This window comes from Shewanella psychrophila, assembly GCF_002005305.1.
GTDB classification, from domain to species: domain Bacteria; phylum Pseudomonadota; class Gammaproteobacteria; order Enterobacterales; family Shewanellaceae; genus Shewanella; species Shewanella psychrophila.
The window spans coordinates 2,735,493-2,758,178 of the sequence record NZ_CP014782.1 but is presented as its reverse complement, the minus strand read 5'-3'; the positions used below and the strand labels follow the sequence as shown (position 1 = coordinate 2,758,178).

The 22,686-nt window shown below is 43.7% G+C and carries 18 protein-coding genes; 9 read left to right on the top strand and 9 right to left on the bottom strand.

Annotated features, from left to right (window positions below):
* Positions 1–15: 15 nt before the first annotated feature.
* A complete protein-coding gene (locus sps_RS11845; protein ID WP_077752719.1) occupies positions 16–477 on the bottom strand; it encodes a c-type cytochrome in 462 nt (153 codons plus the stop codon).
* Positions 478–708: 231 nt separating this feature from the next.
* Here sps_RS11845 and trpR point away from each other — a divergent pair, with 231 nt between their 5' ends.
* Positions 709–987 (top strand): trp operon repressor, encoded by a 279-nt coding sequence (trpR, locus tag sps_RS11840; RefSeq protein ID WP_077752718.1) that lies wholly within the window; start codon positions 709–711, stop codon positions 985–987.
* 11 nt (positions 988–998) lie between these two features.
* On the opposite strand, the gene sps_RS11835 is transcribed toward trpR, so the two are convergent.
* Positions 999–1,385 (bottom strand): hypothetical protein, encoded by a 387-nt coding sequence (locus sps_RS11835; protein ID WP_077752717.1) that lies wholly within the window; start codon positions 1,383–1,385, stop codon positions 999–1,001.
* Positions 1,386–1,551: 166 nt separating this feature from the next.
* Entirely contained in the window at positions 1,552–2,184 is a 633-nt protein-coding gene (gene slyD, locus sps_RS11830; protein ID WP_077752716.1) for a peptidylprolyl isomerase, read from the bottom strand.
* 715 nt (positions 2,185–2,899) lie between these two features.
* Between slyD and thrA the strand changes: the two genes are divergently transcribed.
* The 4 genes from thrA to sps_RS11810 all read left to right on the top strand — a co-directional run bounded on the left by thrA (position 2,900) and on the right by sps_RS11810 (position 8,234).
* Positions 2,900–5,365, top strand: a complete 2,466-nt coding sequence (thrA, locus tag sps_RS11825) for a bifunctional aspartate kinase/homoserine dehydrogenase I (protein ID WP_077752715.1) — start codon at positions 2,900–2,902, stop codon at positions 5,363–5,365.
* Between the two features lie 61 nt (positions 5,366–5,426).
* Positions 5,427–6,359 carry a homoserine kinase gene (gene thrB, locus sps_RS11820; protein WP_077752714.1) on the top strand — a complete coding sequence of 311 codons (933 nt, stop codon included), beginning with the start codon at positions 5,427–5,429 and terminating at the stop codon, positions 6,357–6,359.
* A 38-nt stretch (positions 6,360–6,397) separates the two neighbouring features.
* Entirely contained in the window at positions 6,398–7,678 is a 1,281-nt protein-coding gene (gene thrC / locus sps_RS11815; protein ID WP_077752713.1) for a threonine synthase, read from the top strand.
* Between the two features lie 259 nt (positions 7,679–7,937).
* Positions 7,938–8,234 carry a hypothetical protein gene (locus sps_RS11810; protein ID WP_418346733.1) on the top strand — a complete coding sequence of 99 codons (297 nt, stop codon included), beginning with the start codon at positions 7,938–7,940 and terminating at the stop codon, positions 8,232–8,234.
* Positions 8,235–8,245: 11 nt separating this feature from the next.
* Here sps_RS11810 and nfo read toward each other — a convergent pair whose 3' ends face one another.
* The gene (gene nfo / locus sps_RS11805; protein ID WP_077752712.1) at positions 8,246–9,100 is read right to left on the bottom strand and encodes a deoxyribonuclease IV; all 855 of its coding nucleotides are present in this window, start codon (positions 9,098–9,100) and stop codon (positions 8,246–8,248) included.
* A 156-nt stretch (positions 9,101–9,256) separates the two neighbouring features.
* On the opposite strand from nfo, the gene sps_RS11800 reads away from it, so the two are divergent.
* From sps_RS11800 to sps_RS11790, 3 genes are all read left to right on the top strand, one after another.
* Positions 9,257–11,299: a hybrid sensor histidine kinase/response regulator gene (locus tag sps_RS11800; RefSeq protein ID WP_077752711.1), complete on the top strand. Its 2,043-nt coding sequence runs from the start codon at positions 9,257–9,259 to the stop codon at positions 11,297–11,299.
* Between the two features lie 170 nt (positions 11,300–11,469).
* Complete coding sequence (locus sps_RS11795) at positions 11,470–12,567, top strand: response regulator transcription factor (protein WP_077752710.1); 1,098 nt, start codon at positions 11,470–11,472, stop codon at positions 12,565–12,567.
* Between the two features lie 143 nt (positions 12,568–12,710).
* Positions 12,711–13,259 carry a hemerythrin domain-containing protein gene (locus tag sps_RS11790; protein ID WP_077752709.1) on the top strand — a complete coding sequence of 183 codons (549 nt, stop codon included), beginning with the start codon at positions 12,711–12,713 and terminating at the stop codon, positions 13,257–13,259.
* Positions 13,260–13,644: 385 nt separating this feature from the next.
* On the opposite strand, the gene sps_RS11785 is transcribed toward sps_RS11790, so the two are convergent.
* The 5 genes from sps_RS11785 to sps_RS11765 all read right to left on the bottom strand — a co-directional run bounded on the left by sps_RS11785 (position 13,645) and on the right by sps_RS11765 (position 20,777).
* Complete coding sequence (locus sps_RS11785) at positions 13,645–13,830, bottom strand: DUF3545 family protein (protein WP_077752708.1); 186 nt, start codon at positions 13,828–13,830, stop codon at positions 13,645–13,647.
* A 234-nt stretch (positions 13,831–14,064) separates the two neighbouring features.
* On the bottom strand, positions 14,065–15,702 hold the full coding sequence (pgi, locus tag sps_RS11780) for a glucose-6-phosphate isomerase (protein ID WP_077752707.1): 1,638 nt from the start codon (positions 15,700–15,702) through the stop codon (positions 14,065–14,067).
* Between the two features lie 13 nt (positions 15,703–15,715).
* Positions 15,716–16,672: a transaldolase gene (gene tal, locus sps_RS11775; RefSeq protein ID WP_077752706.1), complete on the bottom strand. Its 957-nt coding sequence runs from the start codon at positions 16,670–16,672 to the stop codon at positions 15,716–15,718.
* Positions 16,673–17,054: 382 nt separating this feature from the next.
* Positions 17,055–18,155, bottom strand: a complete 1,101-nt coding sequence (locus tag sps_RS11770) for an OmpA family protein (RefSeq protein WP_077752705.1) — start codon at positions 18,153–18,155, stop codon at positions 17,055–17,057.
* A gap of 255 nt (positions 18,156–18,410) precedes the next feature.
* Positions 18,411–20,777 carry a phosphoketolase family protein gene (locus sps_RS11765; RefSeq protein ID WP_077752704.1) on the bottom strand — a complete coding sequence of 789 codons (2,367 nt, stop codon included), beginning with the start codon at positions 20,775–20,777 and terminating at the stop codon, positions 18,411–18,413.
* Positions 20,778–21,209: 432 nt separating this feature from the next.
* Between sps_RS11765 and sps_RS11760 the strand changes: the two genes are divergently transcribed.
* Entirely contained in the window at positions 21,210–22,649 is a 1,440-nt protein-coding gene (locus sps_RS11760; RefSeq protein WP_077752703.1) for an alanine/glycine:cation symporter family protein, read from the top strand.
* Positions 22,650–22,686: the final 37 nt, after the last annotated feature.

The following is a 22,686-nucleotide window of genomic DNA, read 5'->3' as shown; positions in this document are numbered from 1 at the left end:
TAAGAAAGGTAGGAATTAATCTTTCTTATACACGTCATGGCAACCTTTACAGCTCTTAGCGACCTTCATAAAAGATTGCTTCAACAACTTTTTATCGTCTGATGCAGAAGCAAGAAGCAATGCTGCAGCATTGTCCTGAAGGGCTATCATCTTAGCGTCAAAATCTGACTTTTCAGTCCAGATTTTCGCTAGGGCTCCGGTCTCTCCCTGATCTGAACCTGGGATGAAGCCTTCCAGAGGAAGTTTAGACAGTGCGGCTACATTTTCGGCGCGCATGGCAAAAACTTCTGAGTCAAATGGCTTCTTGCCTTTTAACATGGCACCCATATCACCGAAGTTATGTGCCATCAGGCTGAAGGCTGATTGACGGTAATGTATTGCATCATCAGCTTCTTTAAAATTACTTGCCTGTACTGCTGTAGACAAGATGGCACTCGATACTAATGCCAAAACGGTCATTTTTACTTTTTTGTTCATTGTATTGCTCTCACGAATTGTTCTGATTATGTGATGTTCCACTGGGTATTGTATTCTGTTTATATGTTCAGACACCATGGCAATATTCAAGGGTTTACATGTAAAGATGCAACAAGTTATGACTCATGTTCAATTGTGAGTAAATCTCAATGTAATTTACTTGGAATGGTTTGGCTTCGGCGCATTTGTTGGTACACTACTGTAATGGGTGACCAGTACGTAGGGGAGTTTATGAGAGCCGAATGGGGATTAGTGTTAGAGAAGGTGGTAAACCATCATGATCATAATGCGCTTCTGGAATTGTTTGAGCTGTTACTCACTGAAGATGAGCGGAGTGCAATCGCCAGTCGACTCAAGGTGTTTCAAGCCCTTCTGAAGGGGGAGTTGAGCCAACGTCAGATCGCCGGAGAGTTTCAAATCAGTATTGCGACGATCACTCGTTGTTCAAATTATCTGAAAAATATGACAGAAGAGCAAAGAGATAAAATTAAACTGTTAATACTTGAGTAGTCGAGCATCTATTAAAAGTTCGGATATCCCTGAGAAGACTGTAAGCAGTGGCGCCTGTTTGATGAACGTCTGACTAAAATATACAGAGAGTAAGTCATTAGCGAAATACCTATCACGGGCCCAATACCAGATGGGGACAGTTTGAACACGAGCGTGGCAAGCAAGAGGTAGACAAAGGGGGTGGCGTTATAGACTGAACTGGGAAGAGTACCTGATTTACGCTTTCTCAGAGGATCTGTACGTCTGTTCTGTGAGCGCATATTGTAAATTTTTGCCCCTAAGGTGAAAATGGTGAGGGCCGAAGCTATAGCATAGCCTTGATCTAGCATGAGTAAGCTGGTAATGCCTATGGCGATATAGCTAACGGGGAGAATTTCGTACATGGATTTGGTTAACATAAAACAGTCCTTTGTTTGAGTGGTTGCGAATCCTTCGCTAATTGAATATTGGATAGTATAGAGCAAAAAAACCTGCAACCCCCTTTAAAGTGTAACAGGTTTATATCAGATACTTATGAGCGGATAGAGTGGAAAATAGAGTATCTTCTTTTGCTAAATAGGCATGCTAGCTTTTACAACCACAGCCACCATTGCCATCACAGCCTTCTTTCACTGGCTCATCTTTTTTCTCGCTACAGCAACCGCCTTCGTGACTGTGTTCATGAGCGTGCTCAGAACCGCCACCACAGCATCCACCTTCCTGACTATGGTTATGTTCAGAACCACAGCTACCGTGGGCATGAATATGGCCATGGGCTATCTCTTCGGCTGTGGCTCCACGGACTTCCAGTACTTCGACACTGAAATGAAGCGATTGACCGGCTAAAGGGTGGTTACCGTCGACAACGACTACATCATCTTTAATTTCTTTGATTTGAACTGGGCGTTGTCCCATTTCTGTTTCAGCGATGAAACGCATACCTGGAACAATATCTTCTATATCACCGAATGCACTCAAGGGGACTTCTTGGCGTAGTCCGTCATGATAAGGACCATAGCCATTTTCTGCACCAACCTGAACTTCAAGCTTGTCGCCTGCAACTTTACCTTCAAGTTCAGCTTCTAGGCCTGGGATCATGTTTTCAGTACCATGAAGGTATAGCATAGGTTCGCCATCGAAGGAGTCTTCAATTAACTCACCTTTTTCATCAGTTAAACGGTAGTGGATGCTAACAGCGCTGTGTTGGGTGATTTTCATATCGCCTCCAATTCAAAATGTGCGCGCATTCTAGCGCGGTTTTTATTAGTTAGCGATGATTTGAATCAGCTTATGGTATGAAGTTTACGATTAAAAAGGCAGGACTCCCTTAAGTATAAAGCGAGGTTTATTGGGGAAATTGAGTAGAAGTGACTAATTAGTTATATTTTATGCGATAAAATTCATTGTGAGTACTGATAAACATAAGAAGGAAAGACTGGCTATTTCACTCGGTATATCTGAATTATTCAAGTAGAGGTATTTTTTATCTAGTTTACTCACGAATTAGAATGAATAGTTTAATTAAACCTTTTATTAACAATGCAGTATAATCGTGCTTACGTTGTCGTAAACGTCACGCCTTTAAGCTTGTTACCCCAATTATCCAAAAATTCTACTTAGACACTGCTTATCTGGTGAGTATTAGCAGGTAATAGGTTCTAACTGTGTTTTTTTGATTAACTTGTAAATCAAGGGTTGACACACACCTTAAAAAAAAGCAATTCTGTAGTCACAGATTTTAATATTATTTTGAAGAGTAGCTTTTTATAATGCCTAGCCTTAATTCAGTTGTAACGACCATTATTACAACCACCACGATTATTATCGTGGGGGCAGGCTGAACATACTCTAACAGAATGTAAACAACAGCCCGCTTCCATACCAAGGAGCGGGCTTTTTTGTTTCTTAAGGTAGCGTGGTACAAGGAGAAGATATGAAAGTTATGAAATTTGGTGGTACCTCGCTGGCCAATTGGCAAAGATTTAACACCGCAGCGGACATCGTCGCCGATACAGCAAAGGACGAGTCGGTAGCCTTAGTGTTGTCTGCTCCGGCCACAGTGACTAACGGTTTACTTGAGATGGTCGAAGCTGCCGTGAGTGGTGGAGATTTTAAATCTGTTTTAACTGGAGTGGAGTCTGTGTTTAGCGGACTTTATCAAGAAGCCTCTGCTGTACTGCAAGCGTCGCAGAATGATTCACTGATGTCGAAACTGACTGAGCAGCTTAGCTTTTGGGAAGATAAACTGCTTGGTATCAGCCTACTCAAGGAGTGTCCTGATTTTGTGAGAGCTGAGATCTTAGTGGGTGGTGAGAAGTTATCAGCTGCGCTTATGGTGCAGCTGATGAAAACTAAAGGTCATAGTTCACAGCAACTCGTCCCTCAAGACTTGCTTCTGGGGACCGGAGATCCGCTGGAATCACTGGTCGATATAGAGTCGAGTAAGGCGCGCTTTAGTAAAATTAATTTAGATGAACATCGAGTTTGGGTAATGCCGGGTTTTACCGCAGGAGATAAACAAGGTCGTACTGTGATTTTAGGTCGCAATGGATCTGACTATTCTGCAGCTGTATTGTCGGCGTGTATAGATGCTACGTGCTGCGAGATTTGGACCGATGTCGATGGCGTCTATAATACCGATCCCCGTGTCGTAAGCGATGCTAAATTACTTTCTCAGTTGAGTTATCAAGAGGCAATGGAGTTATCCTATTTTGGGGCTAAAGTACTGCATCCAAAGACCATTTCTCCTATCGCTCAATATCACATACCCTGTTATATCCGTAATAGCTTTAATCCAAAGGCGCCGGGGACCTTAGTTTCAAATGAAGCTGATAAGAGTGGTTTAAATGTTAAAGCTATCTCTAATTTAGACGATCAAACCATGTTTGATATCTCGGGACCAGGGATGAAAGGCATGGTGGGGATGGCGAGTCGAACTTTAGGCGCTATCTCTCGAGCCGGGATCTCGATCTCATTGATCACTCAAAGCTCATCTGAATACAGTATAAGTTTTTGTATAAATACTCAGGATGCAGAAAAAGCCAAGGCTTCATTAGAGATTGAGTTTGAACTGGAGCTTAAGAGTGACATTCTCGAACCTATCGAGATGCGCCATGATTTAGCCATAGTGTCACTTATTGGTGATGGTATGCGCACCCATAAAGGTGTCGCGGGTAAATTTTTCCAGGCTCTTGCTCAAGCAACAGTGAATATTATTGCTATCGCTCAAGGCTCCTCCGAACGATCTATTTCTACCGTGATCGAGCAGCGTAAAACCAAGCACGCTATCTCAGCTTGTCATCAAAGTTTCTTCGATGTTCAGCATTACCTAGATGTATTCCTAGTCGGTTGTGGCAATGTAGGTGCAGGTCTGCTGGAACAGATTAAGCAACAAACTGAGATGCTAAAGCAGGAGCACATTAGTATCAGAGTGTGTGGAATTGCCAACTCCCGTCACATGTTACTCGATGCCAAAGGCGTCAATCTTAACGAGTGGCAGGGACTTCTCGCTGATTGTCAGACTCAATGCGATCTCGAACAGATGCTTAAATGGGCCAAAGAGGAACAGTTGCTAAATCCAGTCTTGGTCGACTGTACTTCAAGCGAGCATGTATCTGATCGCTATATTGATGTTATGAATGCTGGATTGCACGTGGTAACACCTAATAAGAAGGCTAATACTCGTGATATCGCTTATTACCGTGCACTGCGTGAAATGGCGCTCAAGCAGCGTAGGCAGTTTTTATATGAAACTACAGTAGGTGCCGGACTTCCTGTTATCGATAACTTGAAGAAGCTCCTGTTTGCCGGTGATAAGCTCCTCAAGTTTAACGGTATATTGTCAGGGTCTCTTTCATACATCTTCGGAATGTTAGATGAAGGAATGTCTCTGTCTGAGGCGACGGGAATTGCCAGAGATAAATGTTTTACTGAGCCAGATCCTCGTGAGGATCTTAGTGGGATGGATGTTGCCAGAAAAGTACTTATTCTTGCACGTGAAGTCGGTATGGATTTGGAGCTTGAAGATATCCAGATAGAATCTGTTTTACCTGAGTCATTCGATGCTGGCGGCGATGTGGATACCTTTATGGCTAACTTGCCAAAGTTGGATCAGCAGATCGCCCGATGGGTTGAAAAAGCGAAGCGCGAAGGCAAGGTATTACGTTATGTTGGCCAGATAGATGATGAAGGCTGCCGGGTTAAAATAGCCGAAGTCGATGCTCAAGACCCCCTATATAGCGTTAAAGGTGGCGAGAATGCTTTGGCCTTCTACAGCCGTTATTATCAGCCCATTCCATTTGTGCTTAGAGGCTATGGAGCCGGGACGGACGTGACAGCTGCGGGAGTTTTTGCCGATCTTCTGAGGACGCTGAACTGGACACGGGAGATGAGTGCATGAGTTTGAATTTTTATAGTGCACCGGCTTCTATGGGAAACAATGTTGTCGTTGAGGTGATCTCATGAGCCTAACTGTATATGCACCGGCTTCTATGGGTAACGTGGGTGTTGGATTTGATCTGCTTGGCGCTGCTTTAGCGCCAATAGACGGTAGCTTACTTGGAGACCGGGTATCTATCTGTTCGGCTGATACAGGGATACATCTGTCTCTTTCTGGTCACTGGGCCAACAAGCTGCCCCAAGATCCGCAAGAGAATATCGTCTATCAATGTGCCGATTTTTTTCTCAAGCAGCTTGGACGAAATGATGGCGTTACTCTTGTTTTGGAGAAGAACCTGCCTGTCGGTAGCGGTTTAGGTTCCAGCGCCAGCTCTGTGGTTGCGGCGCTTTATGCACTCAATGAATATTTCGACAGTCCCTATGACGAGCAGGCATTGCTGCGTCTGATGGGGGAGTTCGAGGGGAAAATCAGCGGTTCAGTTCATTATGATAATGTGGCGCCCTGTTACTTAGGTGGTATGCAGTTGATGCTGGATACTCCTTCCAAAGTGTGCGATACCATTCCGACATTCGATGACTGGTATTGGGTCGTTGCTTATCCGGGGATCTCACTCTCGACGGCTAAGATGCGTGATCTCTTGCCAAAGCAATACGATAAGTCTGTGGCGATAGATTTCGGTCGATATTTAAGTGCTTTCGTTCATGCTTCCTATCAGAAAGATCCTGAGTTGGCTATCTCAGTGCTTAAAGATGTGCTGGCCGAGCCCTATCGCGCCGCGGCTATTCCTGGCTATGAAGAATCCAGAGCTGCCTTGACTGAGATCGGCATGCTAACTAGCGGAATTTCAGGCAGTGGCCCGACACTTTTCTCTGTTACCGATAACTTACAGACAGCGAAAAAAGCGCAAGCCTGGCTTGAGGACAATTATGTCAAGCAGGGCGGCTTTTCTCATATTTGTAAAATCGATGCCCAAGGGACTCGTAGAACCGATTAAATAAACAATTTTAAGATTCAGAATTAAGGTTATCTATTATGGAACTGTACAATTTAAAGCATCCTTCTCAGGTGGTGAGCTTTACTCAGGCACTTAAACTAGGTTTAGGCAAAGACAGGGGGCTATTTTTTCCTACCTCTATTCCTGTACTGGACGGTGTAGACTCGTTATTGGACCTACCGTTTGTCGCTCGATGTAAAAAAATATTGGGTGCTTGGTTAGCCTCTGAACTTGGACAAGATACAGTCGATAGTCTGGTTGAAAAAGCATTTAATTTCGAACTTTCGTTGGCAAAAGTCGATAAAAATAGACACTGTTTAGAGTTATTTCATGGACCTACCTTAGCTTTTAAGGACTTTGGTGCCAGATTTATGGCCCAATGCTTAAATGAGCTGGCTTCAGACGATAAAATTAATATCCTGACAGCCACTTCAGGCGATACAGGTGCGGCGGTTGCCGATGCTTTCTTCAGCTTAGATAAGATTAAGGTCGTCGTACTCTATCCCAAGGGAAAAATAAGCCTACTGCAGGAGAAGATGTTCACCACCTTAGGTGACAACATACATACAGTCTCAGTTGAGTCCGATTTTGATGCCTGTCAGGCGCTGGTAAAGCAAGCATTCGAAGATAGCGATGTCCGTGATGGTTTACATCTTAACTCGGCTAATTCAATAAATATCAGTCGTCTTTTGGCGCAAATTTGTTACTACTTCGAAGCTGTGGCTCAGTTTAAGCGTCAACATGATCAAGATCCTGTGATATCTGTGCCCAGTGGTAACTTTGGTAACTTAACGGCTGGCCTGTTCGCTAAAGCCATGGGCTTACCCGTTAAGCGTTTTATCGCTGCCACCAACAGTAATGACACTGTGCCACGTTATTTAGATGAGGGAGATTGGTTACCTCATGCAACAGTCGGGACTATGTCCAACGCCATGGATGTTGCTGAGCCGAGTAACTGGCCAAGAGTTGAAGCCATCATAGAGAAGATGAATTGGTCACTGTCGGATATCTCTGGTGTGGCATTGTCAGAATCAGATACTTCCGCATCACTCAAGCAGTTAAATGAAGTAGGTTATCTCTCGGAGCCTCATGCTGCAATTGCAGCTCAGGCATTGACTATGACAATGGAAAAAGATGAGAAAGGCATCTTTCTAGGGACCGCTCACCCGGCTAAATTTAAAGATGTGGTCGACCGTGAACTCGACATGAATTTACCTCTGCCACCAGAGTTAGCGGCAGTTGCCGATAAAGAGATCTTATCTGTCACCATAAATGACAATTTTACCGTTCTGAAGGCACATCTTTTTAAGGTGCTATAAACCTGACTCGCTGAAACATAAATAGAAATAAAAAGAGGGCGTTAGCTCTCTTTTTATTAAGCGTTTCTTTTGTGTGCCCTGTGTGTTTTTTTAGTGTTTTATCATCGCCAAGATGATCCGAGTAGGAAGTTTTACTCTTTAGTGGTTACCCGTGTATCTAGCTGTATCATGTCGTTGGTTTTGAGTGTGATCTGGATCACAATTCCTTTGGGCGGTTTTTTATATCTTACGCCGCAGTTTATCCAAAAGGTTTTCTACGGTGTTAAAATTTATCATGGTTCTGCTTGCCTGCAACTTCCTCATAGGTTGTGCAAATTCAGATGAACAACAGCAGTTTTACCGCCGAATTAATGAAGCTTACGACTTTGAAGTCACACATTGTGATAGCTTCGCCATGGCCAGAGGTAAGGGAAAAGGTGAGTTTGCATTAAGAGATGCAAAAATGCAGGCGATGAATTACGGCGAGGAGATTGGTGGTACTCATATCGTTTGGTTACAGATCGATGAGGGGGAAGAAACTAAGGTGGTTGCAGTTATCTATAAATGCCTGCAGTAACTTATATTCCACTAATCTTGGCTTAAACTACGTAGCCAGTTTATCTCTTGAGGCCAAATATCTTGGTTAATCGTCTCTAACACCATAGGGATCCCCTTAGTCGCGGGGTGGTTCATGATAAAGAAAAAGGCAGCTTTGCCAATATGGCCTAATCCCAGGGACTCATGCCTGTCTACTCTGCTGTTCAGCGGCGTCTTACTGTCATTTAAGTGCATAGCTTTTAAATATTTATCGCCCACAATATCATCGAACTGTTTAAAACTGTGTTGGCAGGCTTCTTCGGTGGTCAGATCATAGCCGGCGGCAAACATGTGACAGGTATCGAGACAGATCCCCACCCGTGTCTTATCTTCCACACCTTCTATAATTTGTGCTAATTGCTCAAAGCTATGGCCTAAATTAGACCCTTGCCCAGCAGTATTTTCAATGACGGCTGTGACCTTGCTACTTCTATCTAGTGCCATATTGATAGAGTCGCTGATACGTGTTAGACATTTGCTTATCTCTATTTTTCTCAGGTGGCTGCCGGGATGGAAGTTTAGTAACGTCAGTCCCATCTGTTCACATCTTTGCATCTCATCAAAGAATGCTAGCCTGGACTTATCCAGCTGGGTTGTATCCGGATGCCCAAGGTTAATCAAGTAACTGTCGTGGGGGAGTATCCCCTCACTGGTTATATTGGCTTCTAAGCAATTGTGTTTGAAGGTTTCTATCTGATCTTGAGTTAGCTGAGCTGCCTGCCATCTGCGTTGATTCTTAGTGAATAGTGCAAATGCGTTGGCTCCAATTTTCCTTGCATTGATAGGCGCATTTTGTATTCCCCCTGCGGCACTCACATGAGCACCAATCCATCTTGAATCTGTCATTAACTCGGGCCTTATGGTTGAACAGAAAGAATTAGTTACAAGCTTTATCATTAATATTGTCGCGAATTATCCAAGTTTTACTATGCTTTATTCAATTCTGCTATTTGGATTATCTTCATAAAAATGTAGAAACGGCAACTTCATGGATTATAGGGAATGGACTCTACAGTGTTTAAAGAATTCTCTCAAACTGACATCAATCCCTTTTGGCCTAGGCTATTGGCCGAGCTCGGAAAACTACAAGCAAATTTCATCAATGGCGAAGACATACTGCTGCCGCTGTGCCGCATATTAGCGGAAGTCAGCCAATCTCAAGCAGTCATGATTATTCCTAAAGATTCACTGGATTGTGATGATATGCCCGCTTCTGCAACATGCTGGTGTCGAGATCCTGTTCGCTATTTAACTCTATGGAAAGAGGCAAAGGCTTGGCCGTTTTTCAATCAGGAGCCTATGGTTCATCGTTGGCAATCTTTTGTCATCTGGCCTGCAAAGCGAGTCAATATACAGATATTTTTTCATTCATCTAGCGATCAATGGCTGTCATTTCTATTAAGCTCAGGCGATCTCTTGTCAGATATTGTCATGGGGATGTTGGTACAGCAGACTCTTGAATGGCAAGAGAGAGGCAGAGACAGAGGTGTTAACTCAGTAGATAGCGAGATGTTCCAATCTATAGTCAGTAACAGTGAAGACTTAATTCTAGTCGCCAGCCGTTCGCCCTTTGGAGTGCCGAGTATCATGTACGCGAATGCGGCGGCAACCAGCATCAGCCATTATCCACGCAGTCAGCTTATAGGAAAACCCATCACACTGTTATTTCAAGAGGAGCTGAATCCATCCGCTGCTGGTGGTCAAGAGAGTGAGCTGCTACAAGCGATTAATTCGCGACGTGAGTTTGATGGAGAGCTCATTTGTAGTAAGGCCGATAACGAGACTGCTGTGCTACATATGCACTTGGTCGCGCTGGAAGAACACAGTGAACATGGCAGCTTGTTTGCGCTAGTCGGCAGAGATATTACTGACCACAAGCAGCTTCAGCAGATCATGGCGCGAACAAAAAAAATGCAGGCTATAGGACAGTTAGTCGGTGGTATCGCCCATGATTTTAATAATATTCTGGGAGTGTTGAAGGGCAATTTGGAGCTAATGGAGATTAAAACCAGTGAAGAGAAAATTGCCCGCTATCTTGCCACTGCCTTCAAAGCATGCCAGAGGGGGACAGACTTAACTCGGCGGTTATTACAGTTTTCCAGGCAGGAACAATTCAGTGCCAACCTGTATCAGGTTAATGATGTTATTGAAGGAATTGAAGAGCTGATAGGTAAATCTTTAACCACACAAGTAAACCTCATATTAGAGCCTGGAGAGGAACTGGATCAAATACTCGTTGATCGTGGCGACCTAGAAGATGCGTTATTAAATCTTGTCTTAAATGCCAGAGATGCCATGGGAGGCGAGGGGAAGATAACCATACGTAGCGGCAGAGAGGCTTTGGAAGGGCTTCTGCCTGGCTTAAGCGGTCGCCCTATGGTGGAATCTGGTGATTACATTACTGTGTCTGTATTAGATACAGGAACAGGTATTGCTCCTCATCTATTAGAGAAAATCTTCGAGCCTTTCTTCACCACGAAAGATAAAAGCGATGGCACTGGTCTCGGACTCTCTATGGTTTATGGTTTTGTGAAGCGATCTAATGGCTATATGAGTGTGATGAAATCAGATTGTTCAGGTACAGAATTCAGGCTCTGGTTTCCCGTGGCTAAACAGAAGGGGCGACAAGTACAGGGCGTAGTCGAGAGGCCTGAGGCGCTTAAGGTATCTCAAAAGCTTAAAGTCCTTATTGTCGATGATGAAGTAGATTTGCTGAGTGTCTTACAAGATTATTGTGAGATCTTGGGTATGGAAGTTGAGGCGTATTCCGATCCTTTAATCGTAAGGGAAAAGTATAAAGAAGGGCTTAATGGCATTGAGTTATTGATCACCGATGTACTCATGCCTGGAGGGATTAATGGTTATGAGCTGGCCAAGGAGCTCTGTGCTAAGGAGGATATTGCGGTACTGCTTATTTCTGGGTTTATTGGTGATATAGGTTTAACCAGTAACGAGGAAATGCCCTATCAGGTGTTGCATAAACCGTTTTCTATAGATGGTTTGGTAGGGGCTCTGCAACAGGTTGGTATCAACTTTTCTCAGTAGAGATAGAAAAGTTATACGTAGTAATGTGCTAATTCTGAGGCATTTAAGTCCATTTAGATCTAACACAAGGATGTAATAGATATGAATCAAATCGTTATAAATTCAGTTAATGCTAACGGTTGTGACGTTTTTTCAATGTACATTGGCTGCTATTCGAGAGGGATTTTGTGATGGAAGAAATATTAGTATGGGTCGTGGATGATGATGAAGATTATTGTGAGTTGATTCAGGAAGTGCTTGATGATCATTATCAGGTTGCGGTATTCCATGAGGCGAGTACCTATCGCGAATCTTTAGTGGATATCACACCAGATCTTGTGTTGATGGACATTAATTTACCCGATGTGAGTGGCATCGAACTCTGCCGGGAACTCACGGAGTCAGGCAAAGACAGTGCAGTGATCTTTGTCTCCGGTATGAATACCCTAGAGGAAAGGTTGAGAGCCTACGATGTAAGTGCTGTGGATTTTATTGCCAAGCCTTTTGAAATAAAAGAACTACTGGCAAAAGTTCAGGCTGTAGCTTCCTATCAGTCAAAGAAACGTACACTTGTTCAAGCTGAATCTATGTCGAGGAATATGGCATTTCAGTCTATGACTGAGTCATCGCAATATGGCGCAGTTTTACAGTTTTTCAGGCAATGTTTCTTATGTCAGGATTATCAAAGCTTGGCGGATGCCTTCTTTGAGTTGATGCAACAACTCAACCTTAATACCTGTCTGGAGATAAGAGATACTGAGGTGCACTACTTTGGTCCAAAGCATGCGGAGCTCAGCCCCATAGAGGCTAATATACTTGAGTTGTTAGATAAGCATGGGCGTCTTTATGATTTCGGTAGTCGCACAATCTGTAATGATAAGCATGTTTCTTTCTTGATAAAGAATATGCCAGTAGATGACGAGGTTCTCTATGGACGGCTCAGGGATATTATTGCCGTTATTGTTGAGGGGCTGGAGGCTAGGGTGATGGATATCGGTCGTCAACAGACATTACAACATGTATTTGTGGAAATCCAAAGTCTGCTTAGCAAGATCAATGGGGCAATCTTAGAACATGATGAGAAGTTCAGTGCAGCCTTAACAGGTATGACAACCGAGATCCGTAGTAGCTTTCATGTGTTAGACATGACCGAAGAGCAGGAGCATTATTTTGCTTCCTTGTTGGAGAGAAACTTAAAGGAAGCCAATTCGGCTGGGGATGCCTTCTATCGTTTACAGGGCTCGTTAAAAACGGTAAAAAATGTTGTCGAATCCAGTGTTGCCTCTTAAAGGAACAATAATGACTCTTTGATTTAATTAATTTAAATAGTTTCTGTTTTATTGATCTTAATCAGAACTCCATAATAATCACCTTTGATATATTGGGTATTATTTAATCTATTTACTAGTATTGTATATAAGGTATTCGGTTTATGGGGACTACTATGCTTGCAAGGCTTAATCATGATCATAAGCATATCGCGATATTGCTCAATATTCTGAAGGTGAAACACAACAGATTAGCTCAAGGGGAGGCGGTTAACTTTAACCTCATCAGGGATGTTGTTGAGTATATGCAGAGTTATGCCGAGCATAGCCATCACCCTTTAGAAGATATTATCTATAGCTACTATTTAAAGAAAACGGCTGAGACAGGTACTGAAAAGCTTGCTGATCAACATCAGGGGTTAATTGATGCCTCGGCATCTCTAATGGCATCATTAAATCTTATTTTAAGTGATGTTGTGGTGTCTAAAGAGCAGCTTGTACTGGATCTCAAGGCATATGTTATCTTGCAAGAAGATCACATGTTATTTGAAGAGAGGGACATTTTTCCTCGATGGGCTGAGGTGATAGATCAAACTGATTGGCAGGAAATACGTGCTTTATGTTCGCTGAAGCTTATTGACGATCCGCTATTTAGTGATAATGACAATGTACTATTCGAGGAACTGAGGGACTACATCACTAAGGATGAATAGAAGCCCTAAGTTCTAGTTCCTAGGAGCAGTGTTCCAGACACAAAGTAAATTTCTAGCCATGACCTCCAGGGATTGAGGGAATGTCATCTAGATGCCTGGAGCATCTTTGACTCATGGGAAATTTACATAAGTGTTTCAGACACAAAGTAAATTTCTAGCCATGACCTCCAGGGATGGAGGGAATGTCGTCTAGATGCCTGGAGCATCTTTGACCCATGGGAAATTTGCATAAGTGTTCCAGACACAAAGTAAATTTCTAGCCATGACCTTCAGGGATGGAGGGAATGTCGTCTAGATGCCTGGAGCATCTTTGACCCATGGGAAATTTGCATAAGTGTTCCAGACACAAAAAAGAGCGCTAATGCGCTCTTTTTTGTTGATGTCTTTACATCAGGAGGTTGTCTAATTCACCATCGAAGTTGCTATCTATATCTTGCAGTTCTTTGAGTAAACGGTGCTTCTCTTGCAGCGCTTCAATTTCACGCCATTTGCGCTTCTTGTTAGAGCTTCTCGAGCGGCTTGGTCTTTCTACCACGGTATCTAGCGCACTACCATAATCGAGTCGATTCATGGCGACCTCCTGTTGTTGTATTTCTGTTCAATCAAATAAATACCACACTTTTAAAATAGTGTGCAAGAAAAATGTTTCATTTCTGTTAACGCATAGTGAAGTTTTTATGGCGTGAAAGGCGATGATCTTGCGCTAAGTACAAAGAATATTTGCAGTATTTAGATATATGAACTACGAAATAAAAAAAAGCCAGTGTAAACTGGCTTTTTTATTGTGAGAGCTTTTTAGTGTGATCTAGAGAGATTGCTGCCTGAACATATTGATAAGGCCATTACTTGAGCAGTCGAGTTCACTTGCATCTTTTTCAGCTCCGAGTCTAGCTAAAACATCATTGCCTAATGTTTTACCTAGTTCGACGCCCCATTGGTCGAATGAGTTGATGTTCCAAATTGCGCCTTGAACGAAGGTTCTGTGTTCATAGAGTGCGATGAGGGAACCTAGAGTTCCAGGCGTCAGCTTATCCATTAAAATGGTATTGCTTGGCTTGTTACCTTGCATCTCTTTATGCTTGGCTATGCTACTCTTTTCATCATTCGAAAGCGTGCTGGCTTCAAGCTCAGCCAAGGCTTCTTCATAAGAGCGACCTTGCATCAGTGCCTGGGTTTGACCAAAACAGTTTGATGCGAGTTGGACATGATGCTCTCCTAAGGGATTATGGCTCTTGAGAGGCATGATAAAGTCGGCAGGAATAAGCGCCGTGCCTTGATGCAACAGTTGGTGATAGGCGTGCTGACCGTTAGTGCCTTCACCACCCCAGATAACCGGCCCAGTGCTAAAATCTACTTGAGTTCCATCTAAGGTAACCGACTTACCGTTACTCTCCATATCCAGCTGTTGGAAATATGCAGGAAGTCCTCTCAGATAATGATCATAGGTCAATACCACATGAGATTGAGCATTATGGAAGTTGCCGTACAGTAGTGAAAATAGTCCCATAATCACAGGCATATTTTCTGATAGCGGCGTGTTGGCAAAATGCTTATCCATCTCATGAGCACCATCGAGCAGTTCACGGAAGTTATCCATGCCTATCATCAATGCTATGGGCAAGCCTATGGCTGACCAGAGTGAATAACGACCACCAACCCAATCCCACATTGGAAAGATGTTATCGGCATCGATTCCGAACTCTGTCGCTTTGGCTACATTGGACGTGACCGCAACAAAATGCTGTGCGATATCCTTTTGGCTCGCGCCATTGCTCATAAACCAATCTTTAGCGCTTAAGGTGTTAGTCAAGGTTTCTTGAGTACCGAAAGACTTAGATGACATGATAAACAATGTGGTTTCAGCATCGAGAAGTTTAAGTTTCTCGGTGATGGATGTTCCGTCAACATTACCAACGAAGTGGCAATTGAGATCTTTATTCCAGTAAGGTCTGAGAGCTTGAGACACTATCTTAGGGCCTAAGAAGGAACCGCCGATACCGATACTGACGATATCGGTGATCGACTTGCCTGTGTATCCTTTCCAGCTTCCAGAGGTGATGGCTGTGACAAATGTCGCCATCTTAGCTTGAGTCTGTTGGACTTCTTCGACGATATTTACACCATCAAGAACGATCGTTTGCCCTGGCTTAGCGCGCAGTGCAGTATGCAGCACCGCCCGTTTTTCGGTGGTGTTGATCACCTCACCGTCAAACATTGCCTTGATCTTAGACGCTAGCTTAGTCTCTTCTGCAAGCTTGAATAGGAGAGATAAAGTCTCATTATTAGCCCTATTTTTAGAGTAATCCAAAAACAGACCACAAGCTGATGTCGACATAGTATCGAACCTGAGCTTATCTTGTTCGAAAAGCTCTCTCATATGAGGCAGCTCCTTGGAATGAGCCTTTAGCTCATTCCAAGTCTGACTCAGGGTTAGCTCTGTCATCTAGTCTTACTCCTTAAGAAGCCAGTTTCTCTTTCAGCATCACTTCGAGCTTGCCTTGGTCGATAGCGAAGTTTCTGATCCCTTCGGCAAGTTTTTCAACCGCCATAGGATCTTCGTTAAATTCCCAGCGGAACTGTGCCTCTGTCAGTGGCTCACCAGTGATAACTGATGACTCAGTTGGAATAAGTTTACGGACCACCTGAGCCTGTGAATTAGCCATATTTTCGAGTAGTGCAGGGCCAATAGTTAGACGGTCACAGCCCGCAAGCTCAATGATTTCACCTGTGTTGCGGAAGCTGGCGCCCATGACGACAGTGTTAAAGCCATGGCTTTTGTAATAGTTGTAGATTTCAGTAACCGAAACAACACCTGGGTCTTCACTAGCACTGTAGTCCTGACCTGTGTCTTTCTTATACCAATCTAAGATTCTGCCGACAAACGGAGAGATAAGATAAACACCGGCTTCAGCACAAGCGCGTGCCTGAGCAAAGCTAAATAGTAGAGTTAAGTTACAGTTAATGCCTTCTTGTTCTAGTTGTTTAGCGGCGCATATGCCTTCCCACGTAGATGCCAGCTTGATCAGAATACGAGACTTATCTATGCCAGCTTCTCGATAAAGTTCAATCAACTTGTGAGCTTTTTCGATCGAACCGGCTTGGTCAAAAGAGAGCCTAGCGTCAACTTCTGTGGAGATACGACCAGGTACTATTTTTAAGATCTCAACGCCAATATTAACCGCAAGTTTGTCGCCCGCATCCTCGAGCTGTTGCTCAATTACATCACTTTGTGATTTAGCCCAAGTGATAGCATTGTCGATTAGATGACCATAATCTGGGATCTGGGCTGCTTTCAAAATGAGAGACGGGTTGGTAGTAGCGTCTTGTGGTTGGTAACGCTTGATGGCCTCAATGTCACCTGTATCGGCGACTATGGTGGTAAAAGATTTCAATTGCTCGAGTGTATTAGCCATAAAAATAACATCCTTCTTAAGAAGCAGCTTAAGGTTTGTGATTGCTTGGGAGTATTAGAAGCGATCTTGATGATATTTCCAACCGTAAATGAAAAAAAATTACAGGAAAGTTGTAAAATATCAGTAAAAATGCTTTTAAAGAGCCAGTTTACCCTAAATATTAGTCAAAAATAGGTAGGGCAGAGTATAGCCTGTAAGCCTAATTTGGATATAGATAAAATCCAGCTTTACTATTACAGCATCATTAAGCTCTGGATAATAATGAGTGAAAGAATAGGCCTAGTTAGAAAATAGACAAGATTAAGCTCTTGGATTGAATCTGTCTCATAAAAAAATCGCTGCACTAGGCAGCGATTTTTTATGTATCGACAAGAGAGTGTGATTACTTAATCAGTGCTTCTTTTTTCACGCCAGTAACGTGAGCTTCGATACGACGATTAGCCTTATTGGCTTCGGCGCTGTTACCTTGGATAACAGGCTGTGTGATACCGAAACCTTTAGCTTCTACGCGATCTTGGCTAATGCCATACTTCTCGACAAGGATCTTAGCAACGGCTTTCGCACGCTTGTCTGACAAGGCCATGTTGTAGTCGGCTTTACCTATATCTGAAGCGTGACCCGAGATCAACACAGTCGATTTAGGGTTCTTGTTCATGTAAGTGGCCAGCTTCTCAATGCGCTCGAAAGACTCAGTCTTTACCACAGACGAGTTATTCGCGAACTGTATAGAGCCCACATCGCGCTGTTCTGTCGTCTCTGTGTAAACTGTACAACCTTTCGCATCAACCTTGTGGTTGGCAGGAGTGTCTGGACACTGATCTATATCGTCGGTGACGCCATCATTGTCTGAATCGATAGGCGCTAGGACCAAGGGAGCGACTACGACGGGTGCCGGAGTACCGAAACGGTAGCTAAGCTCTAGACCCCAGTAGTTGCTTTCCATAGCAAGTGTGTTCCACTTGTCTTCATCTAAGTTTTCGTAACGACGATACTTGGCCTGAAGTTTCAAGTTTTCGGTGATGTTATATCCGATACCTGCGCCAATGTATGGTGCAATACCGCTGTCACTGTAATACTCACTGCCATACTCTTTGTTGTTCGACAGAGTGTAATTCATCGCACCAGCTTCAGCCGATAGGCTCCAGCGGTTAGCGATTGGCCAGAAACCCACAACACCTAGGGTCAATCCTTTAGCACCTACATCATTCATCTTGTTGGCGTAATCGACCCATTCGGCACGGCCAAGATCGCGATAACCTAATTCAACGCCGAAATAGTCGTTGAAAAGATAACCACCAAACACATCCCATGCGTAAGGATCATCTTTGCCACAGCTCTTCATGGTCTTCATGTCGCAGTTTGGCTCGTAATTATTTACGCCAAGACCGCCACCGACATACCAAGGAGTGAGTTCTTGTGCCGCGTTAGCAGCGAAAGGGAGCATTGAAGTCAGCAGAATAGCTTTCAATGTATTGTTCATCATTTCAATTCCTTTGTTATTAATCATTCCCCAATGCTATTTCACCTGAAGATGAAACACCGCCAGCACTTTGGGAGGGGATTCCTTTAGTTTTATCGCCAGCTGTCGCTATTATCTACGGGATTGCGATCTATTTCCAATGCAAATGTGATTTAAATCATCAAGCTTATAGTTTTATATGCATAAAAAAAGTGCATTCTAAAAGAATGCACTCCGAGTTGTTGTTAACGTGTTTCTATGGTGTTTTATTTATGTTCTTTATCGAGTCCAGACCCAGTTCTCTAAACTGATAGGGTCGACACCGTTTGCTTTGATATAATTTCTGTGTTCTACCAAGCGTTGAAGCATATCTGTAGTGATGGTGACATGTTGTGTCTCATCGATAACGCCTTGCTGGAATAACTTGTAGGCCATGTCGATAACGAGATGGTAACGTGAGGTTCCGTTTCTGACACCCATATCGAATGGCGTGGTAGTAGAGCCTTCTTCCTCGTAGCCCTTGATTCTGAACCTGTCACTGCCTTTATAATCGAATACCAGTTTCTTAATGGTATTTGGATAGCCGTGGTAGTTGAAAATTACGCCCTTATCTGAGGTGAATACTTCATCCATTAACCAAGGCTTGCTTTGGAAGTCGAGGCTACCCAAGCCGCTGCTGGTAAGTTCGGTGACACTGACGAAACGAATACGAACACGTGGTAAGATTTCTCTGATTAAGACTAAAGAGGCCATGGCTTCTTGAGTGACGTAATCACCACAACCTACCAGAACTACATCAGGGTTATCGTCAGAGGCAAAATCCCAAACCATGACACCATCTTTCGCTTGTTGGCGTGCTTCATCGAGTGATAGCCATTGTGGAAGATCTTTCTTACCGGCCACTAAGATGTTTAATTTATCTCGGTCGGCATAGGCGCGTTCTGTGTAGACTAATGTGCTGTTACCGTCGGCAGGCAGATAAGCCGAGATGATCTTAGGATGCTTCTCAAGCATAGCACCTAAAAATGATGGGTTCTGATGCGAGTAACCATTGTGGTCTTGGCGTTCAAGCAATGAAGAGAGTACCACGTTACATGACGGTACCGGCTTACGGAAATGAACGCCCTGACTGGCATAGACATACTTACAGTATTGGTCTGCCATTGATGAAACAACTTGCGAGAATGACTCATAAGTTGGGAACATGGCGTGACGACCTGTCACTGTATAACCATGCATCATGCCGAAGAGCAAGTTCTCGGATAGTAGCTCGATGACGCGACCATCACGGGCCATGTCTTGATCCCACTCTTCTATGGGCCACTGCCATGCTCTGTCTGTCTCTTCGAATACGGCTTGAAGCTGGTTTGAATAAGTTTCATCAGGGCTGAAGATACGAAGATTACGTTGGTCACGGTTAAGTTTCATCGCATCACGCATCCACTCCCCCATCTTGTACATGGAGTGACCACGGGTACCACGAGGCGTTTCTGGACCGTAAGCTAATTTAGATAGATCTGGGTTTGTAAGTGCACGGACCACCTCTCCGCCATAACTTAGGTGCTGACGACCACAGGTTAACTCTTTAGGCGGAAGCAGAGATTGAATCTCTTCATCGAAGATGAGCTCGCCTTTATCGTTAATCGAATAAAGTTCATTAAACTTATAGCTTGCTAACCAGGTGTCGAGTGCGTCTAGATGACCCCTATCGCTAGCACATTTGTTGACAATAACCTGATGAGATTCGCAGTTACCTTCAAGCTTCTTGCCATTGTACTGAGCTGTACCCGTCCAACCTTTTGCGGTACGCATCAAGATCACCGGCCAGCGTGGCTTAACCACATCTTCCCCGCTGCGAGCGCGTTTCTGAATGTCTGTGATCATCTCATATGACTTGTCCATAGCATTTATCATCTGCACATAGACGTCTTCTTCAAGTTCATCGTCAACTATGATTGGGTGATAGCCTAGGCCGCGGAATTCGAGATCTAACTCTTCGTGGCTCATTCGACCCATACGAGTGGGGCCAGAGATCTTGTAGCCGTTGATATGAACTATGGGTAGTACCGCACCGTTAGTGGCCGGGTCTACTAAACGGTTGGCATACCAGGAAGCGGCAAGAGGACCTGTTTCCGACTCGCCATCACCAATCAGACACGCTGCAATAAGGCCTGGATTATCGAGCACAGCCCCCCAAGCAACTGAAAGTGAATAACCTAGTTCGCCACCTTCGAGAATTTGTCCTGGTGCTTCAGGGTTTGCATGAGAAGGGTAACCATAAGCTGCAGAGAACTTCTGACAGATATCTGTGATACCTTCTTCATTGTATGGAATGGTTTCAGGGTAATAATGACTAAGAGAACCTTCCATGAAGAGGTTAGCTTGTACTGCAGGGAAACCGTGACCTGGGCCTACTAGGTAGACGAATGAGCGGTTGTTTTTAACGATAAGACGGTTGATGTTAGCGTAGACAAAGTTGATACCAGGGCAAGTCCCCCAATGACCTAACAGTCTAGGCTTGATATCTGTGTGCGCAAGTGCACGCTTATGAAGTACGTTATTCTTTAGATAAATTTGTGATGTCGCTAGAAAGTTTGTAGCCCTTACAAATTTCTTTAATGCGCCTATCTCTTGCTGTTGTGACATAAATAACCCCATTTATAGTAAGCAAAAAGTTAATCAAAGCTCATGTAAACCACTATATTTGTAATTTTATTACAAGAATGTGTCCTACATCTTGTTTTTGTAAAGTCATAACATTTCAATTTTGTTGCGATGTGTAGGTGAAAAACTTGTATAATCGGTTGCTAGCCTAACTTAATTTTGTTTTGGTATGTGATGGTGATGGTGGTGTTATGTAAATGATTAACTGTGATCTGGGTCACGCGAGGTGAGTTTGATGGTATGCTATTTTGCCTCAGCGAAAATTGGTGGGCGTGATGTAATAAATTCACGAAAGCAAAACTCTAAAAGAAAATTACCAATTTTTATCGAATAGATGGAAGAAAACTAAAACACGTTAGTCACGGAGCTGATGGTATAAGCTTCCGTAATTATCATGGGGATAGATTAAGAATTATGTTTGAATCATTAATTAGCGCTATTGAATCTGTAGTGAATGCCATTAATGGCATGTTATGGGGTAGCGTGCTTATATATGTACTGGTCGCTGCGGGTGTGTTGTTTACACTTCGTCTGGGGTTTATTCAGTTCCGTTTATTTGGTCATGGTGCCAAGATTGTTATTCAAGGCCGTGAAAAGGTCGATGGGATTTCGTCATTCCAGGTCTTTTGTACCTCAATGGCTGCTCGTGTCGGTACTGGTAATATGGCCGGCGTTGCCGTAGCGATTACCGTAGGTGGTGCGGGTGCTATTTTTTGGATGTGGTTAATCGCATTATTAGGCATGGCGACGGCATTCGTTGAGTCAACTTTGGCTCAAGTCTATAAAGTTAAAGACAGCGAAGGTCAGTTTCGTGGAGGCCCAGCCTATTATATGGAGCAAGGCTTAGGTAAGCGTTGGATGGGAACCCTTTTCTCCATATTGCTTATCATAGCTTTTGGCTTCGCTTTCAATGCGGCTCAAGCCAATACCATGACCGATGCCCTCAATAATGCCTTCGGCTTTGACAAGACGATTGTTGGAGTCATCATAGTACTCGCTTCAGCCTATATCATCTGTGGCGGCCTTAAAAAGGTAGCTCGTGCTTCCGAGCTGATAGTGCCTGTGATGGCTGTGGCTTATCTAGCTATTGCCATGGTTGTTCTGGTATTGAATATTGATCAAGTACCTGCAGCATTGACCTTAATCGTTAAGAGCGCATTTGGTTGGGAAGAGGCCGCTGGTGGCGCAATGGGTGCTTTGATGGCGGGTATCGCTCGTGGTCTGTTCTCTAACGAAGCGGGCATGGGTAGTGCGGCTAATATTGCGGCTTCAGCTACACCGAACCCTAATCATCCGGCATCTCAAGGCTTTGTGCAGATGATAGGCGTGTTTGTCGATACTATCGTTATCTGTACTGCATCGGCTGCGATTATCTTGCTATCTGGCGTGTTAGATAACCCTGGAGAGCAGAAAGGAATTGGATTGTTACAGTTGGCTCTGACTAATGAGTTAGGTGGCTGGTCAGCATATTTCATCTCTTTTGCCATTTTGCTGTTCTGTTTCACATCGATCATTGCGAACTACAGTTATGCGGAAAGCAACATCATGTTCTTAACTAAGAGCAAGAAGGTGCTTTATATCTTCCGTGGCCTGGTTTTGGCTATGGTTATGGCGGGCTCTGTAGCATCACTACAGCTAGTATGGAACTTTGCCGATGTCTCTATGGGATTGATGGCACTAGTGAATATCGCGGCAATTACCATGTTATCTAAGGTGGCATTCGCAGTGATTAAAGACTATGAAATACAGATGAAAAATGGGCTTACCCCAACATTCGATCCTAAACAATTCCCTGAGATTGAGGGTATTGAGGAAGGTGAGTGGTCAACGGCAAAAATGGCTGAAAAGGCATAATTTTCGTTGAACTGATTCGGTAAACTGAATCGGCTCT

What these genes read in the sequence shown, in the direction of transcription:
- sps_RS11845 (WP_077752719.1), bottom strand. Translation starts at nt 477, where the DNA reads ATGAACAAAAAAGTAAAAATGACCGTTTTGGCATTAGTATCGAGTGCC.
- trpR (WP_077752718.1), top strand. Translation starts at nt 709, where the DNA reads ATGAGAGCCGAATGGGGATTAGTGTTAGAGAAGGTGGTAAACCATCAT.
- sps_RS11835 (WP_077752717.1), bottom strand. Translation starts at nt 1,385, where the DNA reads ATGTTAACCAAATCCATGTACGAAATTCTCCCCGTTAGCTATATCGCC.
- slyD (WP_077752716.1), bottom strand. Translation starts at nt 2,184, where the DNA reads ATGAAAATCACCCAACACAGCGCTGTTAGCATCCACTACCGTTTAACT.
- thrA (WP_077752715.1), top strand. Translation starts at nt 2,900, where the DNA reads ATGAAAGTTATGAAATTTGGTGGTACCTCGCTGGCCAATTGGCAAAGA.
- thrB (WP_077752714.1), top strand. Translation starts at nt 5,427, where the DNA reads ATGAGCCTAACTGTATATGCACCGGCTTCTATGGGTAACGTGGGTGTT.
- thrC (WP_077752713.1), top strand. Translation starts at nt 6,398, where the DNA reads ATGGAACTGTACAATTTAAAGCATCCTTCTCAGGTGGTGAGCTTTACT.
- nfo (WP_077752712.1), bottom strand. Translation starts at nt 9,100, where the DNA reads ATGACAGATTCAAGATGGATTGGTGCTCATGTGAGTGCCGCAGGGGGA.
- sps_RS11800 (WP_077752711.1), top strand. Translation starts at nt 9,257, where the DNA reads ATGGACTCTACAGTGTTTAAAGAATTCTCTCAAACTGACATCAATCCC.
- sps_RS11795 (WP_077752710.1), top strand. Translation starts at nt 11,470, where the DNA reads ATGGAAGAAATATTAGTATGGGTCGTGGATGATGATGAAGATTATTGT.
- sps_RS11790 (WP_077752709.1), top strand. Translation starts at nt 12,711, where the DNA reads ATGGGGACTACTATGCTTGCAAGGCTTAATCATGATCATAAGCATATC.
- sps_RS11785 (WP_077752708.1), bottom strand. Translation starts at nt 13,830, where the DNA reads ATGAATCGACTCGATTATGGTAGTGCGCTAGATACCGTGGTAGAAAGA.
- pgi (WP_077752707.1), bottom strand. Translation starts at nt 15,702, where the DNA reads ATGACAGAGCTAACCCTGAGTCAGACTTGGAATGAGCTAAAGGCTCAT.
- tal (WP_077752706.1), bottom strand. Translation starts at nt 16,672, where the DNA reads ATGGCTAATACACTCGAGCAATTGAAATCTTTTACCACCATAGTCGCC.
- sps_RS11770 (WP_077752705.1), bottom strand. Translation starts at nt 18,155, where the DNA reads ATGATGAACAATACATTGAAAGCTATTCTGCTGACTTCAATGCTCCCT.
- sps_RS11765 (WP_077752704.1), bottom strand. Translation starts at nt 20,777, where the DNA reads ATGTCACAACAGCAAGAGATAGGCGCATTAAAGAAATTTGTAAGGGCT.
- sps_RS11760 (WP_077752703.1), top strand. Translation starts at nt 21,210, where the DNA reads ATGTTTGAATCATTAATTAGCGCTATTGAATCTGTAGTGAATGCCATT.